Consider the following 18,927-nt stretch of genomic DNA (forward strand, 5'->3'; position numbering starts at 1 on the left):
ACCTACTATTCCGTCGCAACTCAGTGACTGGTCAAATTGAATGTCTTGCTAACAAATCAGCAGTTGAACTAAACAGCGAGCTGCACAGCAACAACTAATCTAGATGCTAGATGCTAGATGCTAGATGCTAGATGCTAGATGCTAGATGCTAGATGCTAGAAAATACGAAGCCGCTGGAGTTAACTCCAGCGGCTTTTCTTTTATCTGTAGAAAATAGACAGCGTTACACTTTCTCAGCAGCTAACTGTTCTAGAGCTTGAATCGAGGTTTCAGAGACTAATGCGCCATCAAGGTAGTAACTGACGTTATCGCCATCACGTACCCCCATCAATACCGCCTTTTCACCATCGTTGTAAGTGATATCCATACGAATGGTGTTCTCATCAATTTGTTGCATTTCACCGAACTGAATTTGACGTTGATAAGTAATTGGAGCAACAGGCGCTTCTTTGAGAGAGTCATCCAGGCTGTCGTTTACGTCAATCATGGTATCGACTTTACTATCAAAGATATGCGGTGCACCTGTTAGTGGGTTTTTACCTGTCCAAAACTCTAATGAGTTAAACACGATGTAGTCCGCTGCGGTTGTTAACGCATATACAGGTGCCAGTAAGAAGTTGACCCCAGCACGCGCATAACGGTTATCCACGACTTCCACGTTAAACTTCATCAATTTTCCGGTAACGGCGTTACTGCCGACACACCCAGCCAAAGACATAACAACGGCGGCCACTGCAACTGCTTTTGTGATTGTTTTCATAGTTCCCTCTTGTGCCATAGTGATTGGTTCAGACTCGTTATCTCTAGCGACGAACTACTGACATTCCTCAAGGAAAGATACAAGCCTAACAATTTGATTCCACAACTTTTAGCCTAGTGCAGTTTTTTAGAACAGCAAACTGCAAAGAAAATCTTTTTACTCAGCTTGGGAAGATTTACATAAAAAAAGCGCAGGCCTTTCGACCTGCGCTTTAAACTTTTTTCCCGATAAACTTGGCTAATGCCCAATACAAGCCAAGATGCATATTAAACTAAGTCAGATTAACCTAGGTTCTTACGTGCGTTTTGGAACATACGCATCCAAGCGCCGTTCTCGCCCCAACCTTCTGGAGACCAAGAGTTCGCAACTGTACGGAATACACGCTCTGGGTGCGGCATCATGATAGTTACACGGCCATCTTGAGTTGTTAGACCTGTGATTGCGTTTGGCGAGCCATTCGGGTTGTTCGGGTATTGCTGCGTTGGGTTACCGTGGTTATCTACGTAACGAACTGCAACTGTGCCAGATGCTTCAATCGCCGCTAGGTGGCCACCATCACGTACTTCTACGCGGCCTTCACCGTGTGATACTGCGATTGGCATACGAGAACCAGCCATGCCGTCGAAGAATACAGAATCAGACTTCTGCACCTCTACTAAGCTGAAACGAGCTTCAAAACGCTCAGATTCGTTGCGAACGAAACGTGGCCACAGGTCTGCACCTGGGATTAGCTCTTTCAGGTTCGATAGCATCTGACAGCCGTTACATACACCTAGAGAGAACGTATCTTCGCGTTGGAAGAAGCCTTCAAACTGGTTGCGAGCTTGCTCATTGAACAGAATAGATTTCGCCCAACCTTCACCCGCACCTAGTACGTCACCGTAAGAGAAACCACCACAAGCTACTAGGCCGTTGTATTCTTCTAATACCGCTTGACCCGTTAGGATGTCGCTCATGTGAATATCAGTTGCTTCGAAGCCAGCACGGTCGAATGCTGCAGCCATCTCAACGTGAGAGTTAACACCCTGCTCACGTAGGATTGCCATCTTAGGCTTAGCACCTTTCGCGATGTAAGGTGCTGCGATGTCTTCGTTCACATCGAAGCTTAGCTTAACGTTCAGACCTGGGTCTGAGTTGTCTTTCTTCGCTTCGTGCTCTTGGTCAGCACATGCTGGGTTATCACGTAGACCTTGCATCTTGTGCGTTGTCTCAGCCCAGATAGTACGTAGTTCAGTACGGTTACGCTCTAGAACCACTGTATCACCAGAAGTGATCACTAGCTCATCAGACGCTTCAACAGAGCCGATAACGTGTGAGCATGCTTCAAGACCGTTCGCTGCTAGCGTTGAAAGTACAGAATCTAGATCGTCGTTCTTAACCTGAAGTACTGCACCTAGCTCTTCGTTGAATAGTGCAGCTAGCGCATCTTCGCCAAGGTCAGCAATGTCAGCTTTAACACCACAGTGGCCCGCGAATGCCATCTCAGCAAGAGTAACGAATAGACCACCATCGCCCTTATCGTGGTAAGCGACTACTTGGTCGTTTGCTACTAGAGTTTGTACGCCTTCGTAGAAACCTTTTAGCTGTGCTGCGTTATCTACGTCTGCTGGCTTATCACCAAGCTGCTTGTAAACCTGTGCTAGTGCCGTTGCGCCTAGACGGTTCTGACCGTTACCTAGGTCGATAAGAACTAGTGAAGTATCACCCTTGTCAGTACGTAGTTGCGGAGTGATTGTCTTACGAACATCTTCAACACGAGCAAACGCAGTGATGATTAGAGATAGCGGAGACGTTACTTCTTTCTGCTCGCCGTTCTCTTCCCACTTTGTCTTCATCGACATTGAATCTTTACCAACTGGGATAGTTAGGCCAAGTGCTGGACATAGCTCTTCACCCACCGCTTTCACCGCTTCGTAAAGACCTGCGTCTTCGCCCGGGTGGCCAGCTGGAGACATCCAGTTTGCAGACAGTTTAATGTGTTTGATATCACCGATGTTTGTCGCAGCGATGTTTGTGATTGCTTCGCCAACTGCTAGACGAGCCGAAGCACCGAAGTCTAGTAGAGCAACTGGCGTACGCTCACCCATCGACATTGCTTCGCCGTGGTAAGTGTCGTAGCTTGCTGCGGTTACCGCGCAGTTTGCTACTGGAACCTGCCAAGGGCCAACCATTTGGTCACGCGCAACAAGACCAGTCACCGTGCGGTCACCGATAGTGATTAGGAATGTTTTTTCTGCAACCGTTGGAAGACGTAGAACGCGATCCACTGCTTCGTTTAGCTCGATACCGTCACGGTTAACCGCTGGGTTGTTCGCTTTAAGCGTTTTCGCATCACGGTGCATCTTAGGCGTCTTACCAAGAAGCACATCCATTGGCATATCGATTGGCGTATTCTCGAAGTGTGAATCTTCAAGTTTCAGTTCACGCTCTTCTGTTGCGATACCAACAACTGCGTATGGTGCACGTTCACGCTTACAGATCGCATCGAATACTTCCATATTCTCTGGCGCAACAGCCATTACGTAACGCTCTTGAGATTCGTTACACCAAATCTCAAGTGGGCTCATGCCTGGTTCATCATTTGGTACATCGCGCAGTTGGAAGATACCACCACGTTCGCCATCATCTACAAGCTCTGGAAGTGCGTTCGAGATACCGCCCGCGCCCACATCGTGGATAAATGCGATAGGGTTAGCATCACCAAGTTGCCAACAACGGTCGATAACTTCCTGACAACGACGTTCCATCTCTGGGTTTTCACGCTGTACAGATGCAAAATCTAGGTCTTCTGCTGATTGACCCGATGCCATTGAAGATGCTGCACCGCCACCAAGGCCGATGTTCATTGCAGGACCACCAAGCACGATTAGGCTTGCACCTACAGGGATCTCTTTCTTCTGTACGTGCTCGTCACGGATGTTACCCATACCACCAGCAATCATGATTGGCTTGTGGTAACCACGAACCTCTTCACCTGCGTGAGAGTTAACTTTCTCTTCGTAAGTACGGAAGTAACCCAGTAGGTTTGGACGACCAAATTCGTTGTTGAATGCAGCGCCACCTAGTGGACCTTCTAGCATGATATCTAGAGCGTTAACGATACGACCTGGCTTACCGAAATCTGTTTCCCATGGCTGTTCAAAACCAGGGATGCGTAGGTTAGATGTAGTGAAACCAACAAGACCTGCTTTTGGCTTACCACCAATTCCCGTTGCGCCTTCATCACGGATTTCACCACCAGAACCAGTAGAAGCACCCGGCCATGGAGAGATAGCTGTTGGGTGGTTGTGCGTTTCCACCTTCATTAGGATGTGCGCTTTCTCTTGGTTGTAACCGTATTGGCGAGTTTCTGGGTTCGGGAAGAAACGACCTACATCCGAACCTACCATTACCGCTGCGTTATCTTTGTATGCAGACAGCACGTTTTCTGGCGTGGTTTCGAATGTGTTCTTGATCATCTTGAACAGAGACTTCTCTTGCTTAACGCCGTCGATAGTCCAGTCTGCATTGAAGATCTTGTGACGACAGTGCTCTGAGTTCGCTTGTGCAAACATCATTAGCTCGATGTCTGTTGGGTTGCGATCTAGCTTGTTTACGAACGCATCGTAAAGGTATTCGATTTCATCATCTGCAAGTGCAAGACCAAGGGTAACGTTTGCGTTTTCAAGCGCAGCGCGGCCACCTTTTAGTAGGTCAACGTCAGCGACTGGCGCAGGCTCTGCAACTTGGAAAAGTGCGGTTGCTGATTCAAAGTCAGTAAAGATAACTTCCATCATGCGATCGTGCAGGATAGCTTTTAGCTCAACAAGTTGAAGCTCAGAAAGCTCTGCCGATGATTCGATGTAGTAAGCGGTACCGCGCTCCAGACGTGCAATCTTATCTAGACCACAGTTGTTTGCGATATCCGTTGATTTTGAAGACCAAGGCGAAATAGTGCCCGGGCGAGGAGTTGCTAGTAGAAGAAGACCTTCTGGCGCGTGCTCTTCAATTGTTGGACCGTAAGTCAGAAGTTTTTCTAGTTTCTCAACTTCTTGATCATTTAGGTCGGCAGTTAGATCTGCAAAGTGCGCAAATTCAGCGTAGATGCCTGTAACAGGTAGGCCAAGTTCACGACAAAGCTCTAAAAGCTTGTTAACACGAAATTCAGATAGAGCTGGGGAGCCACGAAAAATTCTCATGTGCTTAGGTCTCTTATGCAATTGATTAAGGTGATATTGGAATAAATTCAGTGGGTTTTAGGAGTAACCTAACTGTTTTTCTTCGAACCTATGCCGATTCCACCTCTCTGTTGCGGGCGCATTATATAGCAATTATTTTTGTGACGTAACCAAAAAAGCAACCGTTTGCGTCATTTTTTTCATGTTTCTTGGCAATTGTTACTTTTGCTGCATTTCTAGCCACTTTTACTTCCGTTTACCCAAAGTCACTTTGCCGGGAGTAAACGGTTTGATATAAAGGGAAGTCACTTTTTTGAGATTTCATTTTGATGCATACACTTACGCGCATTTTTTCATCCAAACTTCTTCTCATCGCGATCGCCATCACTGGTTTAGCGGGTTGTCAAATTGAGTCGGAACCGAAAAGCGACTTGGAGCAGATCCGAGAGCGCGGCGTATTAAGAGTTGGAACACTCAATAACCAACTCTCTTACTATATCGGCCCAGATGGCCCTGCGGGTTTGGATTATGAATTGGCTCGAGAGTTTGCAGAGCAGCTCGGCGTGCAACTAGAAATGAAGCCTGCATACCGCTTGTCTGGCTTATTCCCTGCTTTGCAAAAAGGTGAAATCGACCTTATCGCAACAGGACTAACTCAGAACAATGAGCACACCCGCGGCTACCGTGCTGCACCCGCTTACTATTACGTAAGCCAACAGGTGGTGTACAAGAAAGGTCAATGGCGTCCGCGTAACCTCGAACAATTGATTGAATTTGAGAACAAACGCCAAGCAGAATTCATAGAACAACAAAGCCAAGAGCAGAATGAAGAAAACAGTGAGCTAACAACCATCGACGACAGATTGGCTCCTGCTCTTGTTGTGATTGAAGAGTCTCACTTCGAACCAACCCTCAACCAACTTCAACAATCCAATCCTGACTTTATCTACGAGTCGGTCGGTAATGCAGATATTAACGATCTATTAAGACAGGTTTCTAAGGGTGAGCTGAGCTTTACGGTTGCAGACTCCATTGAGCTGTCACTGGCACAACGCCTCTACCCTGACCTGGCGCTAGCGTTCGAGTTAACGGAAGACCAACCTATTTCTTGGTACTTAAAGAAATCAGAAGATGAGAGCTTGTATGCGTTGCTGATTGAGTTCTTCGGTAATCTTAAACAGTCTGGTGAACTCGCAACTCTAGAAGAGAAATACATCGGTCATATCGGAAGCTTCGACTACGTAGACACTCGCGCCTTCATTCGTGCACTGGACAGCAAGCTACCGAAATGGTCACCACTGTTTCAAGAGTACTCGCAGGAGTTTGACTGGCGCTTGATTGCCGCATTGGCTTATCAAGAGTCTCACTGGAATCCTGTTGCGAAATCTCCGACAGGGGTGCGAGGCATGATGATGTTGACCCTACCGACCGCAAAGAGCGTGGGTGTGACTAACCGTTTGGATCCAAAACAGTCGGTTCAAGGTGGTGTGGAATATCTGCGTCGTATCGTTAACCGAATCCCTGACTCTATCAAGCAGCATGAGAAGATCTGGTTTGCGCTTGCGTCCTATAATGTTGGCTATGGACATATGATGGATGCGCGTCGACTCACTAAAGCACAAGGTGGCGATCCGGACTCTTGGAGTGACGTAAAAGACAGACTGCCTCTACTAAGACAGAAGAAGTACTACAGCCAAACCCGCTACGGTTATGCTCGTGGTGACGAAGCCAAGAACTATGTAGAGAACATTCGTCGTTATTACCAAAGTATCATCGGCCACGTAAACAAACGTACCGAAGAGGAGCGTGAAGCAAGTATGGAAGACCTTATCGTGATTCCGCCTCTTGCGATTTCAGGAGCTGACTCAACCATCAGTGGTGCGGTCTCCGCAGCCGAGGCGAGCGACACAGTACCGAGCGAAGAATAGAACGCAGGTCACCATCAATGAAAAAGCCACACATAGGTGTGGCTTTTTGGTGTTTGTCTTAAAGGAAAAGCTAACCGAGCTTCTCTAATACCTTTTCGCACAAAGTCTTCAGAGCTAACAACTCATCCAGCTCCAAGGTCAACTTGCACTTCATAGCATCAGGAACCGATCTCGCCTGAGTTTTTAGCTCTACTCCACTCTCTGTCAATTTGAGCACTCGCACACGCTCATCGTGCTCACAACGACTTCGTTCAACGAACCCTTTGCCTTCTAGCCTTTTCAAAAGTGGTGTCAAAGTCCCCGAGTCTAAATGCAATCGTGAGCCAATATCTTTCACACTGGCACCATCTTGCTCCCAAAGCACCATCATCACCAAATATTGAGAGTAGGTTAAATCCAACGCATCCAATAACGGGCGATATGCTCGAACCATAGCATTCGCTGCGCTATACAGAGGAAAGCACACCTGATTATCCAACAATAACTGATCATCACTACTCATATCGTTCTCTACTTCTGGTTTGATTGGCGCGAGCATTAAAAATAAATTGCGCACAATATAGTTGCATTCACGGCTTATTTCGATATAAGATTGCAAGCAATTAAATTGCGCGCAACTTAAAACAAAAAGGGAAACGATATGACAACACTCTACACAACTCAAGCAACCGCTCTTGCTGGCCGTAATGGACAAGTGAAAACTGACGATGGTTTACTAGAGCTAGAACTAGCTTACCCAAAAGAGATGGGAGGCACTGGTCTAGCTACTAACCCAGAACAGCTATTTGCTGCTGGTTATTCAGCTTGTTTCTCAAACGCTATCCTACACGTTGCTCGTGAGGCGAAAGTTACGCTAGCCAAAGCACCAGTGACTGCAGAAGTTGGTATCGGCCCAAATCAAACAGGTGGATTTGCGCTTACCGTAAGCCTTGCAGTCGAGCTAGACCTCCCACAAGAACAAGCTCTTGAGCTGACTCGAGTTGCTCATCAGGTTTGCCCATACTCAAACGCAGTCCGTGGCAACATCGATGTTGCAGTGACTGTAAACGGCGAAGCAATCTAAGCTATCTCCCCTCCCCAAAAAAACTAAAAAACACCGGCTAACTGGCCGGTGTTTCTATTTATAGAGGAGGTGCTTGTTGTCTCGTTGGCGAAAAGCTAACCATTCTCTCAATTCAGTCTGCCACCACAATCACTCAACCCGATTTTGCTACTTGAAAACCATCTTTGATTACCATACATATGAAGAATGACCGGCATCACTTGTCATTAACTTGCAACAGAACTGACCTATAAGGTGGGTGCCGTTGAAGTGGCGCTGCAAACTAACATACTCAAAGAGCTTGTATTGGGTATATTTAATCTTAACTCTGGCTGCTAAACACAGCTGATATTGATAGTGGGAGGCCGTTAAAAAAGATGAAACGTAAGTTACGCTCTAAACGCCTTTATAAAACCGTGGTGGCTAACCGCCGTAAGCGCATGCTAGCCAACAACAAGAAGAAGATCATCTGGCGAAACCGAGCTTTCGTACAGATGCTTTAAACTGAAAAAAACATCATCAGCAAGCATCTAATTCAATCTCGAAATGTCACTTTGACACATCAACTCGAACAGTATTGGATGTTTGCTAGAATCAAAACTCCTGATTAGATCTACCTAAAAACCACGCGCCGTTAAACTAGCTCCCTTCTTGAGCGTCTTTTGCTTGCGCTAACTTCTGTTGCTGCTTTTTCTCTTTAATCTCTTTACGACGCCTTTTGAAAAATGCCTGTAGTTGAGAACGACACTCCTCTTCCAACAAGCCATGTTCTACATCCGCATAATGGTATGACGCTTGGCTATCGAACAGATTCAATACCGTACCAGCAGCCCCTGCTTTCAAGTCTGGTGCTCCAAAGACAATACGCTTCACTCGGCTATGAAGAAGAGCGCCTGCACACATAGGGCATGGCTCTAATGTTACATAGAGCGTGGTATCGAGAAGACGGTAGTTCTCTAATGTTTGACCCGCCTTACGCAGGGTTTCAATCTCAGCATGCGCGGTCGCATCATGGCTACCAATCGAACGGTTCCACCCTTCTGAAATGATTTCACCATCCTTTACCAATACAGCCCCAACCGGCACTTCACCCTCAAGCTCAGCTTGATGTGCTAACTCCATAGCGCGGCGCATAAAAGCTTCATCTTGCGATGTAAATTGATGGTCAGACAAAAGAAACTCCCAAAAACAAAAAAGGCATGCGCTGAGCATACCTAATCTTGGTGATCATGAACAATGTTATCAAACCAGTCGATACTTTCTTGTTCAATATGTATCACCATACCGTTACTTCGGGAATTGGGGGAATTATTTTAACTCACGCGGAGTTGTAACCTGCTGCTCACTTCACAGTAAAGACAACAAAAAAACCACTCACTCCTTGAGTGGTCGTGAAACAAAATGCCATGACTGCTGACAACAAGCATCCGAGCTTAAAGGTAGGGATTTACATCCAAAGCGAACAAGAATTGCTTGTTACAGTGCGATAACAACACCAGCAGTGAAGGTGGTATCTTCAATGTCAGAGTTGTCTGCAGCTACTTTAACGTATGGTTGAACTTCACCAGAGTTAACGTAAGTCGCTTTCAATGTAGATGTTGACCACTCGCTATCTACTTCTTCACCATCCACATAGATGCCTTCCGCAAGCTGTGAGTACGCATCTAAGTCGTAAGAAAGTACAACTGTTTTAGCGATGTTGTAATCAAGACCTAGGTTCACTTTCACTACTTGAGATTCGTTGTTGCCATCAGCCAAGCTTAGGTTTTGGATACCGATATCTGGTAGAACATGAGGGTCGATACCATGATCAGGAAATTGTGGAGCTGGTAATGTACCATCGTGGTTAGCTGCTGCAGGCAAAACACCATCGTGAGGACCTGGAGCAGGAAGAATACCATCATGGCCATCTGGGTTAACACCTTGACCATCGCCTTTTCCGCCTGATGTAGGAGCCCAGAAATCAGCACCAACTTTATCCAAGCCGTGGTGGTACTCAACGCCACCAGAAAGTGTCAGTGAAGAACCTAATGTGTATGCAGTTGAGGCTTTGACACGCACTTCATCAGCACCGCCGTAACCACCTTGTACATATGATGCACCGAGGTCAAAGTTTTCATTAATGCTGTAGCCGTAACCTAGCTCAACAAAGCTATCATTAGTAACCTCACCAGTAACATAGTGCTGACCATCTTCACCGAAGTTGTAGTCACCATACATACCGATTACGTCATTTTCATCGCCGTAAACTTCAATAGAAGTTGCGTTCGCTTGCAGTGAGATAGCTGATACTACAGCTGCTGCTACAAAACTGATTTTCTTCATTTTTTAAAACCTTTAATACGTGTGCAAAGCATTGATTAATTACTCTTCCCGGTTCTGAGCGACCAAAACGATACTGAGCACAAAGGCTTGGAACAACGTAAAACACCTCATTAAAGATTTTGATTTTATAAACGAAATCCGTTTACCTATTTCAACCTAATTGATAGATAAACCAGAAATAAAAAACTTAAAAATCATAATGTTAAAACAAAAACCACATGTAACTCTAACTAAGTGTTACCGTTAAAAAGCATTTCATCAACAGCTATCTATTAGGCTGAAAACGTGAAAAAGAACAGACAAGTACAGTCCTTTTCGCATCAATGACATCAGAAAGATATCAATCTAAAACTAAATACAGAACCTCGATTAATATCGAAGAAATATACAGTTTCAATGAACATACAATCACTTAGTTAAATTAGAAAATTCAAAGTCTTACATTTGCTATATTAATGAAAAACCAAAATCAGTCCGCCTAAAACAAAACAAGGCATGCATTACGCACACCTTGTTTCTATAACAATAAAAGTAGAACCCGACTATTCGGCCACTTCTTGCTCTAACGGTAAGGCCTTCACTTTCATGATTCGGTTGTTCTCTACGGCGACAATTTCAAATGACCATTGTTGGCACTGCACCACTTCACCGACGTCTGGTAAGCGGCCCATGAGCCAAGTGATCATGCCGTTGAGTGTTTGAAAGCCCTCTTCCTCACCTTCTAGTTCAGAAAGGTCTAAGCGATTTTTGAGCTCGCTGATCGGAATCAGACCATCCACCAGCATGCCCTGCTCTGTTTGCTCCGTCCAAAGGTCATTCGGGTTACTTGAAAGCTCTCCTGCAATCGCTTCAAGCACATCGTAGTGGGTCACTAAGCCTTGAACATCACCATACTCATCGACAATAAACGCCATTTGCGTACCCGACTCTTTGAAGTAGCTCAGTAAGCGTAAGCCTTTCATCGATTCAGGAAGATAAATAGGCGGTTTGGATAACCCCATAATTACCTGCAGACTCAGCTGATGGCTGTTATTCAACAGAGCTTTTGCTGACACTGTGCCTAGCACCTTACTCATGCCTTCTTGGCAAACTGGAAAGACGCTGTGCTTGGAGCTTTTTATCTTTTTCAGCAGCGCCTCAATTGGCTGTTCGATATCGAGAAAATCGACGTCGCGACGAGGTGTCATCAGTGAACTCACCAGTCGATCATCCAACTGCAGGATATTTCGGATCATCTCTTGCTCGCCACGCTCTATGACGCCCGTATCTGAGCCCTCTTTAACCAAAGCATAGATATCATCCTCAGTGACGCTATCTTCGCTACCATTGCGTCCCATAAGCTTCAATATCCCCTCTGTTGAGGTAGACAGAGCAAACACAAATGGCGTGGTGAGCTTAGAAAGCCAATTAATTGGCAGAGCAACCAATACCGCAATGGTTTCTGCTTGTGACTGTGCAAAACGCTTAGGCACAAGTTCGCCAATGACAATCGCAAAGTAAGTGATACCAACAACCACAACCGCAGTCGATAGTATGTTTGCTTGAGTTGCTTCCAGTCCCCACAACTCTAATTGCACAGCAAGTGGGGCTGATAGTGTAGCTTCACCGACAATACCGCTAAGCAAGCCAATAACCGTGATACCAATTTGGATTGTAGAAAGGAACCGCGTTGGGTTTTCTTTTAAGTCTAGAGCGACCTGTGCAGAACGATGCTTTTCAGCTAAACGCTTTAAGCGACTATTTTTTGCTGCTACCAATGCAATCTCTGACATGGCAAACAGACCATTTAAAACAATTAACCCTACCAGAAGCAGAATTTTCATGATGAATGGGATTTCCTAATTTGTACCGGCCACCAAATAGCCGTGATTTGGAGTATAAGCTGAGTACCTTGCTTTTTGATATAAAAAAGATCGAAAAATAGAGCGAAAAAAGCCCGCACTTTTCGGTGCGGGCTTAAGAATAAATAAAGCTTAATATCGCTTAGTTCAATCTTACATTGTGTAAGTGTATGGTGCTTGAATACCCAGTGGGATACCTAGTGCCCAGTAACCTAGTAGGAAGATTGACCAGCCGATCAGCATTGCGATAGAGAACGGCATCATTAGAGAAGCCAGTGTACCGATACCTGTCGACTTAACGTAGCGTTGACAGTAAACAACAACCAGTGGGAAGAACACCATTAGTGGAGAGATGATGTTAGATACTGAATCGCCCACACGGTAAGCCGCTTGAGATAGCTCTGGAGAGATACCAACCGCCATTAGCATTGGAACTAGGATTGGACCAATCAGAGCCCATTTAGCTGATGCAGAACCAACTAGAAGGTTAACGGCTGCAGTTAGAAGGATCATACCAACAACTGTAGCTTCACCCGGTAGGTCCATCGCTTTCAGGCCTTCAGCACCGTAAAGCGCTAGCATTGTACCGATGTTTGATTGACCAAATGCAGATAGGAACTGTGCACAGAAGAACGACATTACAATGTATGCGCCCATCGTTGCCATCGTGTCAGACATCGCTTTGATAACATCGTTGCTGTTCTTGAACGTACCCGCAACGCGGCCGTAAACGATACCTGGGATGATGAACAGGATGAAGATCAATGGAACGATTGACTTCATTACTGGTGCAGAGAACGCCGTCAGCTCACCTTCAGGAGAACGAAGTGCAGAGTTTTCTGGGATAAGAGCCGCAACCAATAGTGCGATACCAGCAACCATTGCCCAACCCGCGTATTTGAATGCTTTAGATTCAATCGCAGTGAAGGTACCTAGATCCGGTGCTTCTTCAGCATCTTCATCAACTGGCGTGTTCGCAAGACGAGGTTCGATGATCTTCTCAGTTACGTACCAACCGATACCCACAATGATGATTGAAGATAGACCAGTAAAGAAGATGTTCGCTAATGGGTTGATCACGTAGTCTGGGTCAAGAACGTTTGCCGCAGTTTGAGTGAAGCCCGCTAGTAGTGGGTCGATACCAGAAGGGATGAAGTTTGCAGAGAAACCACCTGATACACCAGCAAACGCTGCCGCAATACCCGCAAGAGGGTGACGACCCGCTGCGTGGAAAATGATACCACCTAGTGGGATAACCAGTACGTAACCTGCGTCAGCTGCTGTGTGAGAAACGATAGCAACTAGGATTAGCATTGGTGTTAGAAGTTTAGCTGGCGTGAAGTTCAGCATCTTCTTTAGGCCCGTAGTGATGAAGCCTGAAGAATCAGCAACACCAACACCTAGCATAGCTACCAGTACGATACCTAGCGGTGCAAAGCCTGTGAATGTCGTTACCATGTTTGCTAGGAAACTCGCTAGAGCCTCACCAGTAAGTAGGTTGTTGACTTCTAGAGCATCACCCGTACGAGGGTTAATTAGATCGAATGAAACATTCGACAAAAGAGCAGATGATACCCATACGATAACTAGTGCCCAGAAAAACAGGATCGCAGGATCTGGGATCTTGTTACCGGCGCGTTCAATGAAGTTTAGAAAGCGATCCATACCACTGATTTTTTCAGGAGCAGGTGCTTTATTTACTGCTTGGTTACTCATGGTAACTCCATATGTGATGTTGTTTTATTTAGGCCTAATATAGTTGTTGACCAGGGCCTATTGGTACAGCACATATTCTATTAAAACCACCCCGAAAAAGCACAAGATTCCACCTAAAATTCCATAAATGGAGACATATTTTGCAAAAACACCATATAGCAGCAACAAGATAAAAACACAAAAAACACCATTCCATATACAGTTTTTTAACTAGCACGTAAACAATGTCCGAGGAGTGAAAATTATCAATATTGAGGCGATAGGGAGAGGAGTTCGGTTAAACGTTTGCGTAGTGAATCAATCAAATTCACTGTATTTAGAGAGCGTAGTTTTGAGCGTTATGCGTTGCGTCTGACTCATTCGATCTTGCCATGCAACGGTGACGATAATATTACGCAAAGCACCCGACAAAGCACCATCGGCGTTTTCGACAGAGCAGCTGAGTGAGTATTCAGAGCCTGATAAACCAGATAACGGATTAGAGCTATCGGTGTTGAGACAGTGATTTGACTGATGAAGTTCCGAGAAACGAATCAGTCCCACAGCCCCACTAACATTGTTCGCCCGAGTACGGTAATACTCCAATTGCCTTTCAGCAAAATGCAGTGCTTCCACACTCTGAATTGCATAATCCGCTTTCTGCTCAGTATAGGTCTGCAACTTGACCATACCCAACGCCGCCACGCCCACTAACAGAAAAGAGATAAGCACTTCAAGTAAGCTAAAGCCGCTTTGGTTAGAAGTCATTCCAAGAGCCCTTTTTCCATTGATAAATTGAGGGTGGATCAATTGGGTTAGCATTTGAACGATAGTAGAGATCCATATCACCTACGATAGTCGATACCCCGCCCTTTACGTCAAAGATAAGTCCACCAGCGGGTAGCCCTGAAGCAAATTGGATCCCTACTGTTTTTTTCTCCACCGTTGGATCATTCAGTGGTTTAACAAACGGTGTAAACGCACTGGGTGTCGAAGAAGTGGTTATCGACTCCCAAAAGTCATCAATACGAGATTTGGTTGTGCTATCGGCGTAATCGACAAGGTGATAAATCACGCCGTTGTATGTCATCGCACCATTCAACGCAAAAGCGCCGTCGTGAATCACCAGTAGTTGAGCAGCATTAAGATTGGCTGCTACTGAGGCGTTGATATAACAGTTGCCTTCAATCCAGAGCCCTTTTGTTTGCCCGGCAGTGAAATGATTCATGATTTCACTGCCGCAATCGGTTGGGTTGAGCAGTTGAATTTGTCTAAATTTATCAGAATCTTGCGAGAGTTCGAGAATGTTCTGCTCTGTTTTTGGCATGCCAAAGAACGAATAAAATGGATCAAGAGTCGGGTCTGGATTGAAGTCTTTCTTGAACGGCGCTGGATTGTTTTTTTGATAATAATCAGGCGCATAGATCGAATAAGTTGTACCCGTTGCGCCTTTGGCGATTTCAGTTTTGTAGTCGGGATGACAAACACCGTCGAAACCAAAAAATGGGCCATCAGCACTTGGGTCTTTCACCTCTAAGCCTAATACCTGCCCTGAGTCACCATGGGTCGAATCATATTGATAGGTAAAAAGGTCGCCAAAAGAGATGCTGATGCACTCATGTTCATTGCCATTGATTGGCGTCTCTTTGGCTGTTGGTTGGAGGGTTAGAGTACCAACCACCTCGATAGGACCCGTGGATTGAATCGCCCCTGCTCCGAGTAACGAGCTATCGCGTAGGGTTTTAGTGACTCGATAACGATCAATGGCCGCTTCGACAACATGACTACCACTTACCGTGCCATTGCGCGTAGTGATCTTTGGTTGCTGATCGTAGGGACTACACCAATCGATAAACTCCGAAGGTTGAGACGATGGCCCAACGATGTCTGAGACTTGTTTACCCGTTTCGCGTAGATAACTAAACGTGCACTCCAATCCCCCTTCCGCTTGCCAATGATCTTTACGCGCTTGAACCTCATTTTGTGCCCGCTTGATTTGATAGTAAGTGGTTTTGAAACGGCCAAGAGAAACGATCAGCACACCAACTAGCAAAATACTGACTAACAGCAGCGTTATCGCTCCTCGTTGCTGATTGCTCGTCATTGCCAGTTCCTTTGTACAACGGATGTCATTACTTGCTGGCTCAGATTCGCATTCACTAGCGACGCCTCAAGCGTCACGTCGATCCTTTGCGAACTTGCCTGACTGCTGGATAGGTCTTCGACAGAAACAGAAAATGCATCTACCTGAATTTGTCGCTCGAAGAACAAGCTTTGACACGTCATCGTTACATCTCCGCTTGTATTGCTGAATGGCTTTTCATCGATAGCCAAGATATCTGTAGATTCCCCTAGGCAGTAGTTGAGCTTGTTGTCTTTGAACTTATAAACAATGTTTCGGTAAGCAGACGAGGCACTATTTTGCAGGTACACAAAGCCAAGATAAGCCTCATCGGCACTGACTTGCTGGGTATAAATTGTATTTGATGCCCCAGACAACTTTAGCGATTGGCCAGCATCGGCGTTATATCCAGCACGCCAAATCTCTTCTTTCATCATTTGAGTCGTGGAGAACAAGTTCTGTGATAGGAGCAGCTCTAGGCTTTTCTCTGAGCTAAGTTGCTGGTTAGTGATAAACACACTACCAATCGTCCCGATTACAATCACGCCGATTGCAGAGGCCACCATCATCTCAACCAAGGTACTACCTTGAGCAGACTTAATTGCAGATCTCATAACCATAGTGACCAATGCTATTGCGCCCATCACTGTTTGGATCGCTGCTACAAACCCGAATGCGCCCTGTTGTGTTTGATGCTTTAACCGAGAGTTCTTCAGACGGTACACTCACTGAAGCCATAGTGACGTTGCCGTTGATAAAACGCCCTCTTACTCCGTCAATCGAGATTGAGTTCTGATTTAAAAAGCTGAACGAGACTTTGATATCTCGATAGGCTGAGCCATCAAGATGCATCACCACATTATCTGGAACATACGAAGCGGTAGTACTCACAACCAAATCCCATTCACCCTCTGAATCCTCAATCGCACCTAACACATTCGAAACCAAAAATAGCAGGTGCAATTCTTGATTACGGGCAATCGCTTCCGAGCGAGCAGTGACCAAAAAGCCATGAACCTCAGGGGCGAGCCTTTGAAGTTTGGAAGACGCCAACAGAGAGCTAAAACTCGGGGCAGCCGCAGCCAACAGTACTGAAAGTACCACGACAGTGATCAGCAGCTCTAGAAGCGTAAACCCGCGAGTCATTTCCCAAATCCTTATGTAACAGATTGCGTAACCGTATTTAATCTTGCACCGATGCTATCACCGAAGAAAAATAGCCTGACTAGTGAAAAGGAAGTCCTCGTGATGATTCGAAAAAATATATGCAACAGCAACAACATACGTTTACAAGGAATGACATTGATCGAGTTATTGATTGTGGTTGCCATCATCGGGCTCTTGGGTGCTATTGCCTATCCAAGCTATACCAATCATGTTTTAAGCGGTCATCGCGCCGCTGCTATCTCCGACATCGCTCGCATACAACTAGAGCTAGAGGCGAGTTACGACAATGGTTATGACTGGAGTAGTATCATCTCAGGGAGCAACTGCTTAATTTGCGATACCGACGGTTCAAGATTTTCATTCAATGTTGCCAGTTCAGCCTCAGCCGCTTATACGATTACCGCCACGCCACAGTCAGATGTTGGGCAAGATAAAGATGATTGTTTTGATGGAGTTAGCCCCAAAGTGCTGACTCTCAACAACGCCAATGTTGAATACCCAGAAGCTTGTTGGATGTGAAGACGGTATTAGGCAAACAGAGGTAAGATAAGAAGCTAGATTTGAGGTACAAAAAAGCCTGCTACATGAGCAGGCTTTCGATTTTCATCATTAAGTTAAAGTATCAATAACTTAAGAGTTCAATCACCTAAATTACTTAGTTAGGTCATCGAAGAAGTTTTTCACGCCGCTGAAGAAACCTTCAGACTTAGGCTTGTGCTTACTTGCCGCTTCGCCGCCACATGTCTCTTCAAACTCACGTAGAAGTTCTTTCTGACGAGAGCTTAGCTTAACTGGTGTCTCAACCACTAGCTTAACGATAAGGTCACCCACACCGCCGCCACGAACGCCTTTCACGCCTTTGCCACGCATACGGAACATACGGCCCGTTTGTGTCTCTTCTGGCACCTTAAGGTTTACACGGCCATCGAGTGTAGGAACTTCAACTTCACCGCCTAGCGCAGCCATAGAGAAGCTTACTGGTACTTCGCAGTAAAGGTTGTTGCCGTCACGTTCAAAGATGTTGTGCTCTTTTACGTGAACTTGTACGTATAGGTCGCCAGCTGGAGCGCCTTGCTCTCCCGCTTCGCCTTCGCCAGATAGACGGATACGGTCGCCCGTGTCCACGCCAGCTGGGATCTTAACGTTAAGTGTTTTGGTCTTCTGCTTACGACCTTGACCATGACAAGAGTTACATGGGTCTTTAATGATCTTGCCTTTACCGTTACACGTTGGACACGTTTGTTGAACAGCAAAGAAGCCTTGACGCATTTGAACTTGGCCATGGCCATGACACGTACCACAGGTTTGAGCTGAAGAGCCTTTCTTCGCGCCACTACCGTCACAAGTGTCACACTCAACTAGCGTTGGTACTTCGATCTCTTTCGATACACCACGAACCGCTTCTTCTAGAGTCAGTTCCATGTTGTAGCGTAGGTCTGAACCACGTTGTGCACGTTGCTGACCGCCACCACGACGACCACCACCGAAGATATCGCCAAACACATCACCAAAGATGTCACCGAAATCGCCATGACCGCCGCCGAAGCCGCCGCCACCGCCCATACCGCCTTGTTCAAAGGCTGCGTGACCATATTGGTCGTAAGCGGCTTTCTTTTGAGAATCAGTAAGGATCTCGTACGCTACTTTTACTTCTTTAAACTTTTCTGCTGCGCTTTCATCACCCTGGTTACGGTCTGGGTGGAACTTCATTGCTAAGCGTTTGTACGCCTTTTTAATATCGCGCTCTGATGCATCACGGCTAACGCCTAATACTTCGTAAAAATCACGTTTTGACATGTTCTAAGTCACCAAATTTATTGCCACTACCAAATTACTTCTTTCAGTAGCTTGTGTATCAATCTAGATAAAGGTTCGAGATTCGAGATTCGA

Annotated in this window: 16 protein-coding genes; 4 read left to right on the plus strand and 12 right to left on the minus strand. The window is 45.8% G+C overall.

Going from position 1 to position 18,927, the window contains the following annotated elements; all coding sequences use genetic code 11:
* Positions 1 to 223: 223 nt before the first annotated feature.
* Together KI743_RS14165 and purL are read right to left on the minus strand one after the other, a co-directional pair.
* The gene (locus KI743_RS14165) at positions 224 to 760 is read right to left on the minus strand and encodes a DUF3332 domain-containing protein (protein ID WP_032551394.1); all 537 of its coding nucleotides are present in this window, start codon (positions 758 to 760) and stop codon (positions 224 to 226) included.
* Positions 761 to 1,041: 281 nt separating this feature from the next.
* On the minus strand, positions 1,042 to 4,938 hold the full coding sequence (purL, locus tag KI743_RS14170) for a phosphoribosylformylglycinamidine synthase (RefSeq protein ID WP_285466902.1): 3,897 nt from the start codon (positions 4,936 to 4,938) through the stop codon (positions 1,042 to 1,044).
* A 308-nt stretch (positions 4,939 to 5,246) separates the two neighbouring features.
* On the opposite strand from purL, the gene mltF reads away from it, so the two are divergent.
* On the plus strand, positions 5,247 to 6,845 hold the full coding sequence (mltF, locus tag KI743_RS14175) for a membrane-bound lytic murein transglycosylase MltF (protein WP_285466903.1): 1,599 nt from the start codon (positions 5,247 to 5,249) through the stop codon (positions 6,843 to 6,845).
* Positions 6,846 to 6,915: 70 nt separating this feature from the next.
* On the opposite strand, the gene KI743_RS14180 is transcribed toward mltF, so the two are convergent.
* Positions 6,916 to 7,383 carry a MarR family winged helix-turn-helix transcriptional regulator gene (locus KI743_RS14180; protein WP_285466911.1) on the minus strand — a complete coding sequence of 156 codons (468 nt, stop codon included), beginning with the start codon at positions 7,381 to 7,383 and terminating at the stop codon, positions 6,916 to 6,918.
* A gap of 102 nt (positions 7,384 to 7,485) precedes the next feature.
* On the opposite strand from KI743_RS14180, the gene KI743_RS14185 reads away from it, so the two are divergent.
* Together KI743_RS14185 and KI743_RS14190 are read left to right on the plus strand one after the other, a co-directional pair.
* Positions 7,486 to 7,908, plus strand: coding sequence for an organic hydroperoxide resistance protein (locus tag KI743_RS14185; protein WP_285466904.1), 423 nt, complete (start codon positions 7,486 to 7,488; stop codon positions 7,906 to 7,908).
* Between the two features lie 356 nt (positions 7,909 to 8,264).
* A complete protein-coding gene (locus KI743_RS14190) occupies positions 8,265 to 8,390 on the plus strand; it encodes a hypothetical protein (protein ID WP_261903694.1) in 126 nt (41 codons plus the stop codon).
* A gap of 136 nt (positions 8,391 to 8,526) precedes the next feature.
* Here KI743_RS14190 and tadA read toward each other — a convergent pair whose 3' ends face one another.
* The 8 genes from tadA to KI743_RS14230 form a co-directional block, all read right to left on the minus strand.
* A complete protein-coding gene (gene tadA / locus KI743_RS14195) occupies positions 8,527 to 9,099 on the minus strand; it encodes a tRNA adenosine(34) deaminase TadA (RefSeq protein WP_050487422.1) in 573 nt (190 codons plus the stop codon).
* Between the two features lie 264 nt (positions 9,100 to 9,363).
* Entirely contained in the window at positions 9,364 to 10,212 is an 849-nt protein-coding gene (locus KI743_RS14200; protein ID WP_285466905.1) for a hypothetical protein, read from the minus strand.
* A 542-nt stretch (positions 10,213 to 10,754) separates the two neighbouring features.
* On the minus strand, positions 10,755 to 12,035 hold the full coding sequence (locus tag KI743_RS14205; RefSeq protein WP_285466906.1) for a hemolysin family protein: 1,281 nt from the start codon (positions 12,033 to 12,035) through the stop codon (positions 10,755 to 10,757).
* A gap of 171 nt (positions 12,036 to 12,206) precedes the next feature.
* Positions 12,207 to 13,769, minus strand: a complete 1,563-nt coding sequence (locus tag KI743_RS14210) for an AbgT family transporter (protein ID WP_150871211.1) — start codon at positions 13,767 to 13,769, stop codon at positions 12,207 to 12,209.
* Positions 13,770 to 14,066: 297 nt separating this feature from the next.
* Entirely contained in the window at positions 14,067 to 14,516 is a 450-nt protein-coding gene (locus tag KI743_RS14215; RefSeq protein WP_285466907.1) for a prepilin-type N-terminal cleavage/methylation domain-containing protein, read from the minus strand.
* A complete protein-coding gene (locus KI743_RS14220) occupies positions 14,506 to 15,852 on the minus strand; it encodes a hypothetical protein (RefSeq protein ID WP_285466908.1) in 1,347 nt (448 codons plus the stop codon). The genes KI743_RS14215 and KI743_RS14220 overlap by 11 nt, the downstream gene beginning before the upstream one ends.
* Entirely contained in the window at positions 15,849 to 16,484 is a 636-nt protein-coding gene (locus KI743_RS14225) for a PilW family protein (RefSeq protein WP_285466909.1), read from the minus strand. The genes KI743_RS14220 and KI743_RS14225 overlap by 4 nt, the downstream gene beginning before the upstream one ends.
* Positions 16,468 to 17,016 (minus strand): GspH/FimT family pseudopilin, encoded by a 549-nt coding sequence (locus tag KI743_RS14230; RefSeq protein WP_285466910.1) that lies wholly within the window; start codon positions 17,014 to 17,016, stop codon positions 16,468 to 16,470. The genes KI743_RS14225 and KI743_RS14230 overlap by 17 nt, the downstream gene beginning before the upstream one ends.
* Before the next feature lie 102 nt (positions 17,017 to 17,118).
* Between KI743_RS14230 and KI743_RS14235 the strand changes: the two genes are divergently transcribed.
* Positions 17,119 to 17,556 (plus strand): type IV pilin protein, encoded by a 438-nt coding sequence (locus KI743_RS14235; RefSeq protein ID WP_285466912.1) that lies wholly within the window; start codon positions 17,119 to 17,121, stop codon positions 17,554 to 17,556.
* A gap of 132 nt (positions 17,557 to 17,688) precedes the next feature.
* On the opposite strand, the gene dnaJ is transcribed toward KI743_RS14235, so the two are convergent.
* Complete coding sequence (gene dnaJ / locus KI743_RS14240) at positions 17,689 to 18,834, minus strand: molecular chaperone DnaJ (RefSeq protein WP_032551376.1); 1,146 nt, start codon at positions 18,832 to 18,834, stop codon at positions 17,689 to 17,691.
* Positions 18,835 to 18,927 lie beyond the last annotated feature (93 nt).

It is taken from the genome of Vibrio sp. D420a (assembly GCF_030248625.1).
Taxonomy (GTDB): Bacteria; Pseudomonadota; Gammaproteobacteria; order Enterobacterales; family Vibrionaceae; genus Vibrio; species Vibrio fortis_A.

Coding starts and splice junctions, on each gene's coding strand:
- KI743_RS14205 (WP_285466906.1), bottom strand. CDS start 12,035: ATGAAAATTCTGCTTCTGGTAGGGTTAATTGTTTTAAATGGTCTGTTT.
- KI743_RS14190 (WP_261903694.1), top strand. CDS start 8,265: ATGAAACGTAAGTTACGCTCTAAACGCCTTTATAAAACCGTGGTGGCT.
- tadA (WP_050487422.1), bottom strand. CDS start 9,099: ATGCTCAGCGCATGCCTTTTTTGTTTTTGGGAGTTTCTTTTGTCTGAC.
- KI743_RS14210 (WP_150871211.1), bottom strand. CDS start 13,769: ATGAGTAACCAAGCAGTAAATAAAGCACCTGCTCCTGAAAAAATCAGT.
- purL (WP_285466902.1), bottom strand. CDS start 4,938: ATGAGAATTTTTCGTGGCTCCCCAGCTCTATCTGAATTTCGTGTTAAC.
- KI743_RS14165 (WP_032551394.1), bottom strand. CDS start 760: ATGAAAACAATCACAAAAGCAGTTGCAGTGGCCGCCGTTGTTATGTCT.
- KI743_RS14185 (WP_285466904.1), top strand. CDS start 7,486: ATGACAACACTCTACACAACTCAAGCAACCGCTCTTGCTGGCCGTAAT.
- KI743_RS14230 (WP_285466910.1), bottom strand. CDS start 17,016: ATGACTCGCGGGTTTACGCTTCTAGAGCTGCTGATCACTGTCGTGGTA.
- mltF (WP_285466903.1), top strand. CDS start 5,247: ATGCATACACTTACGCGCATTTTTTCATCCAAACTTCTTCTCATCGCG.
- KI743_RS14225 (WP_285466909.1), bottom strand. CDS start 16,484: ATGAGATCTGCAATTAAGTCTGCTCAAGGTAGTACCTTGGTTGAGATG.
- KI743_RS14235 (WP_285466912.1), top strand. CDS start 17,119: ATGATTCGAAAAAATATATGCAACAGCAACAACATACGTTTACAAGGA.
- KI743_RS14220 (WP_285466908.1), bottom strand. CDS start 15,852: ATGACGAGCAATCAGCAACGAGGAGCGATAACGCTGCTGTTAGTCAGT.
- KI743_RS14200 (WP_285466905.1), bottom strand. CDS start 10,212: ATGAAGAAAATCAGTTTTGTAGCAGCAGCTGTAGTATCAGCTATCTCA.
- KI743_RS14180 (WP_285466911.1), bottom strand. CDS start 7,383: ATGCTCGCGCCAATCAAACCAGAAGTAGAGAACGATATGAGTAGTGAT.
- dnaJ (WP_032551376.1), bottom strand. CDS start 18,834: ATGTCAAAACGTGATTTTTACGAAGTATTAGGCGTTAGCCGTGATGCA.
- KI743_RS14215 (WP_285466907.1), bottom strand. CDS start 14,516: ATGACTTCTAACCAAAGCGGCTTTAGCTTACTTGAAGTGCTTATCTCT.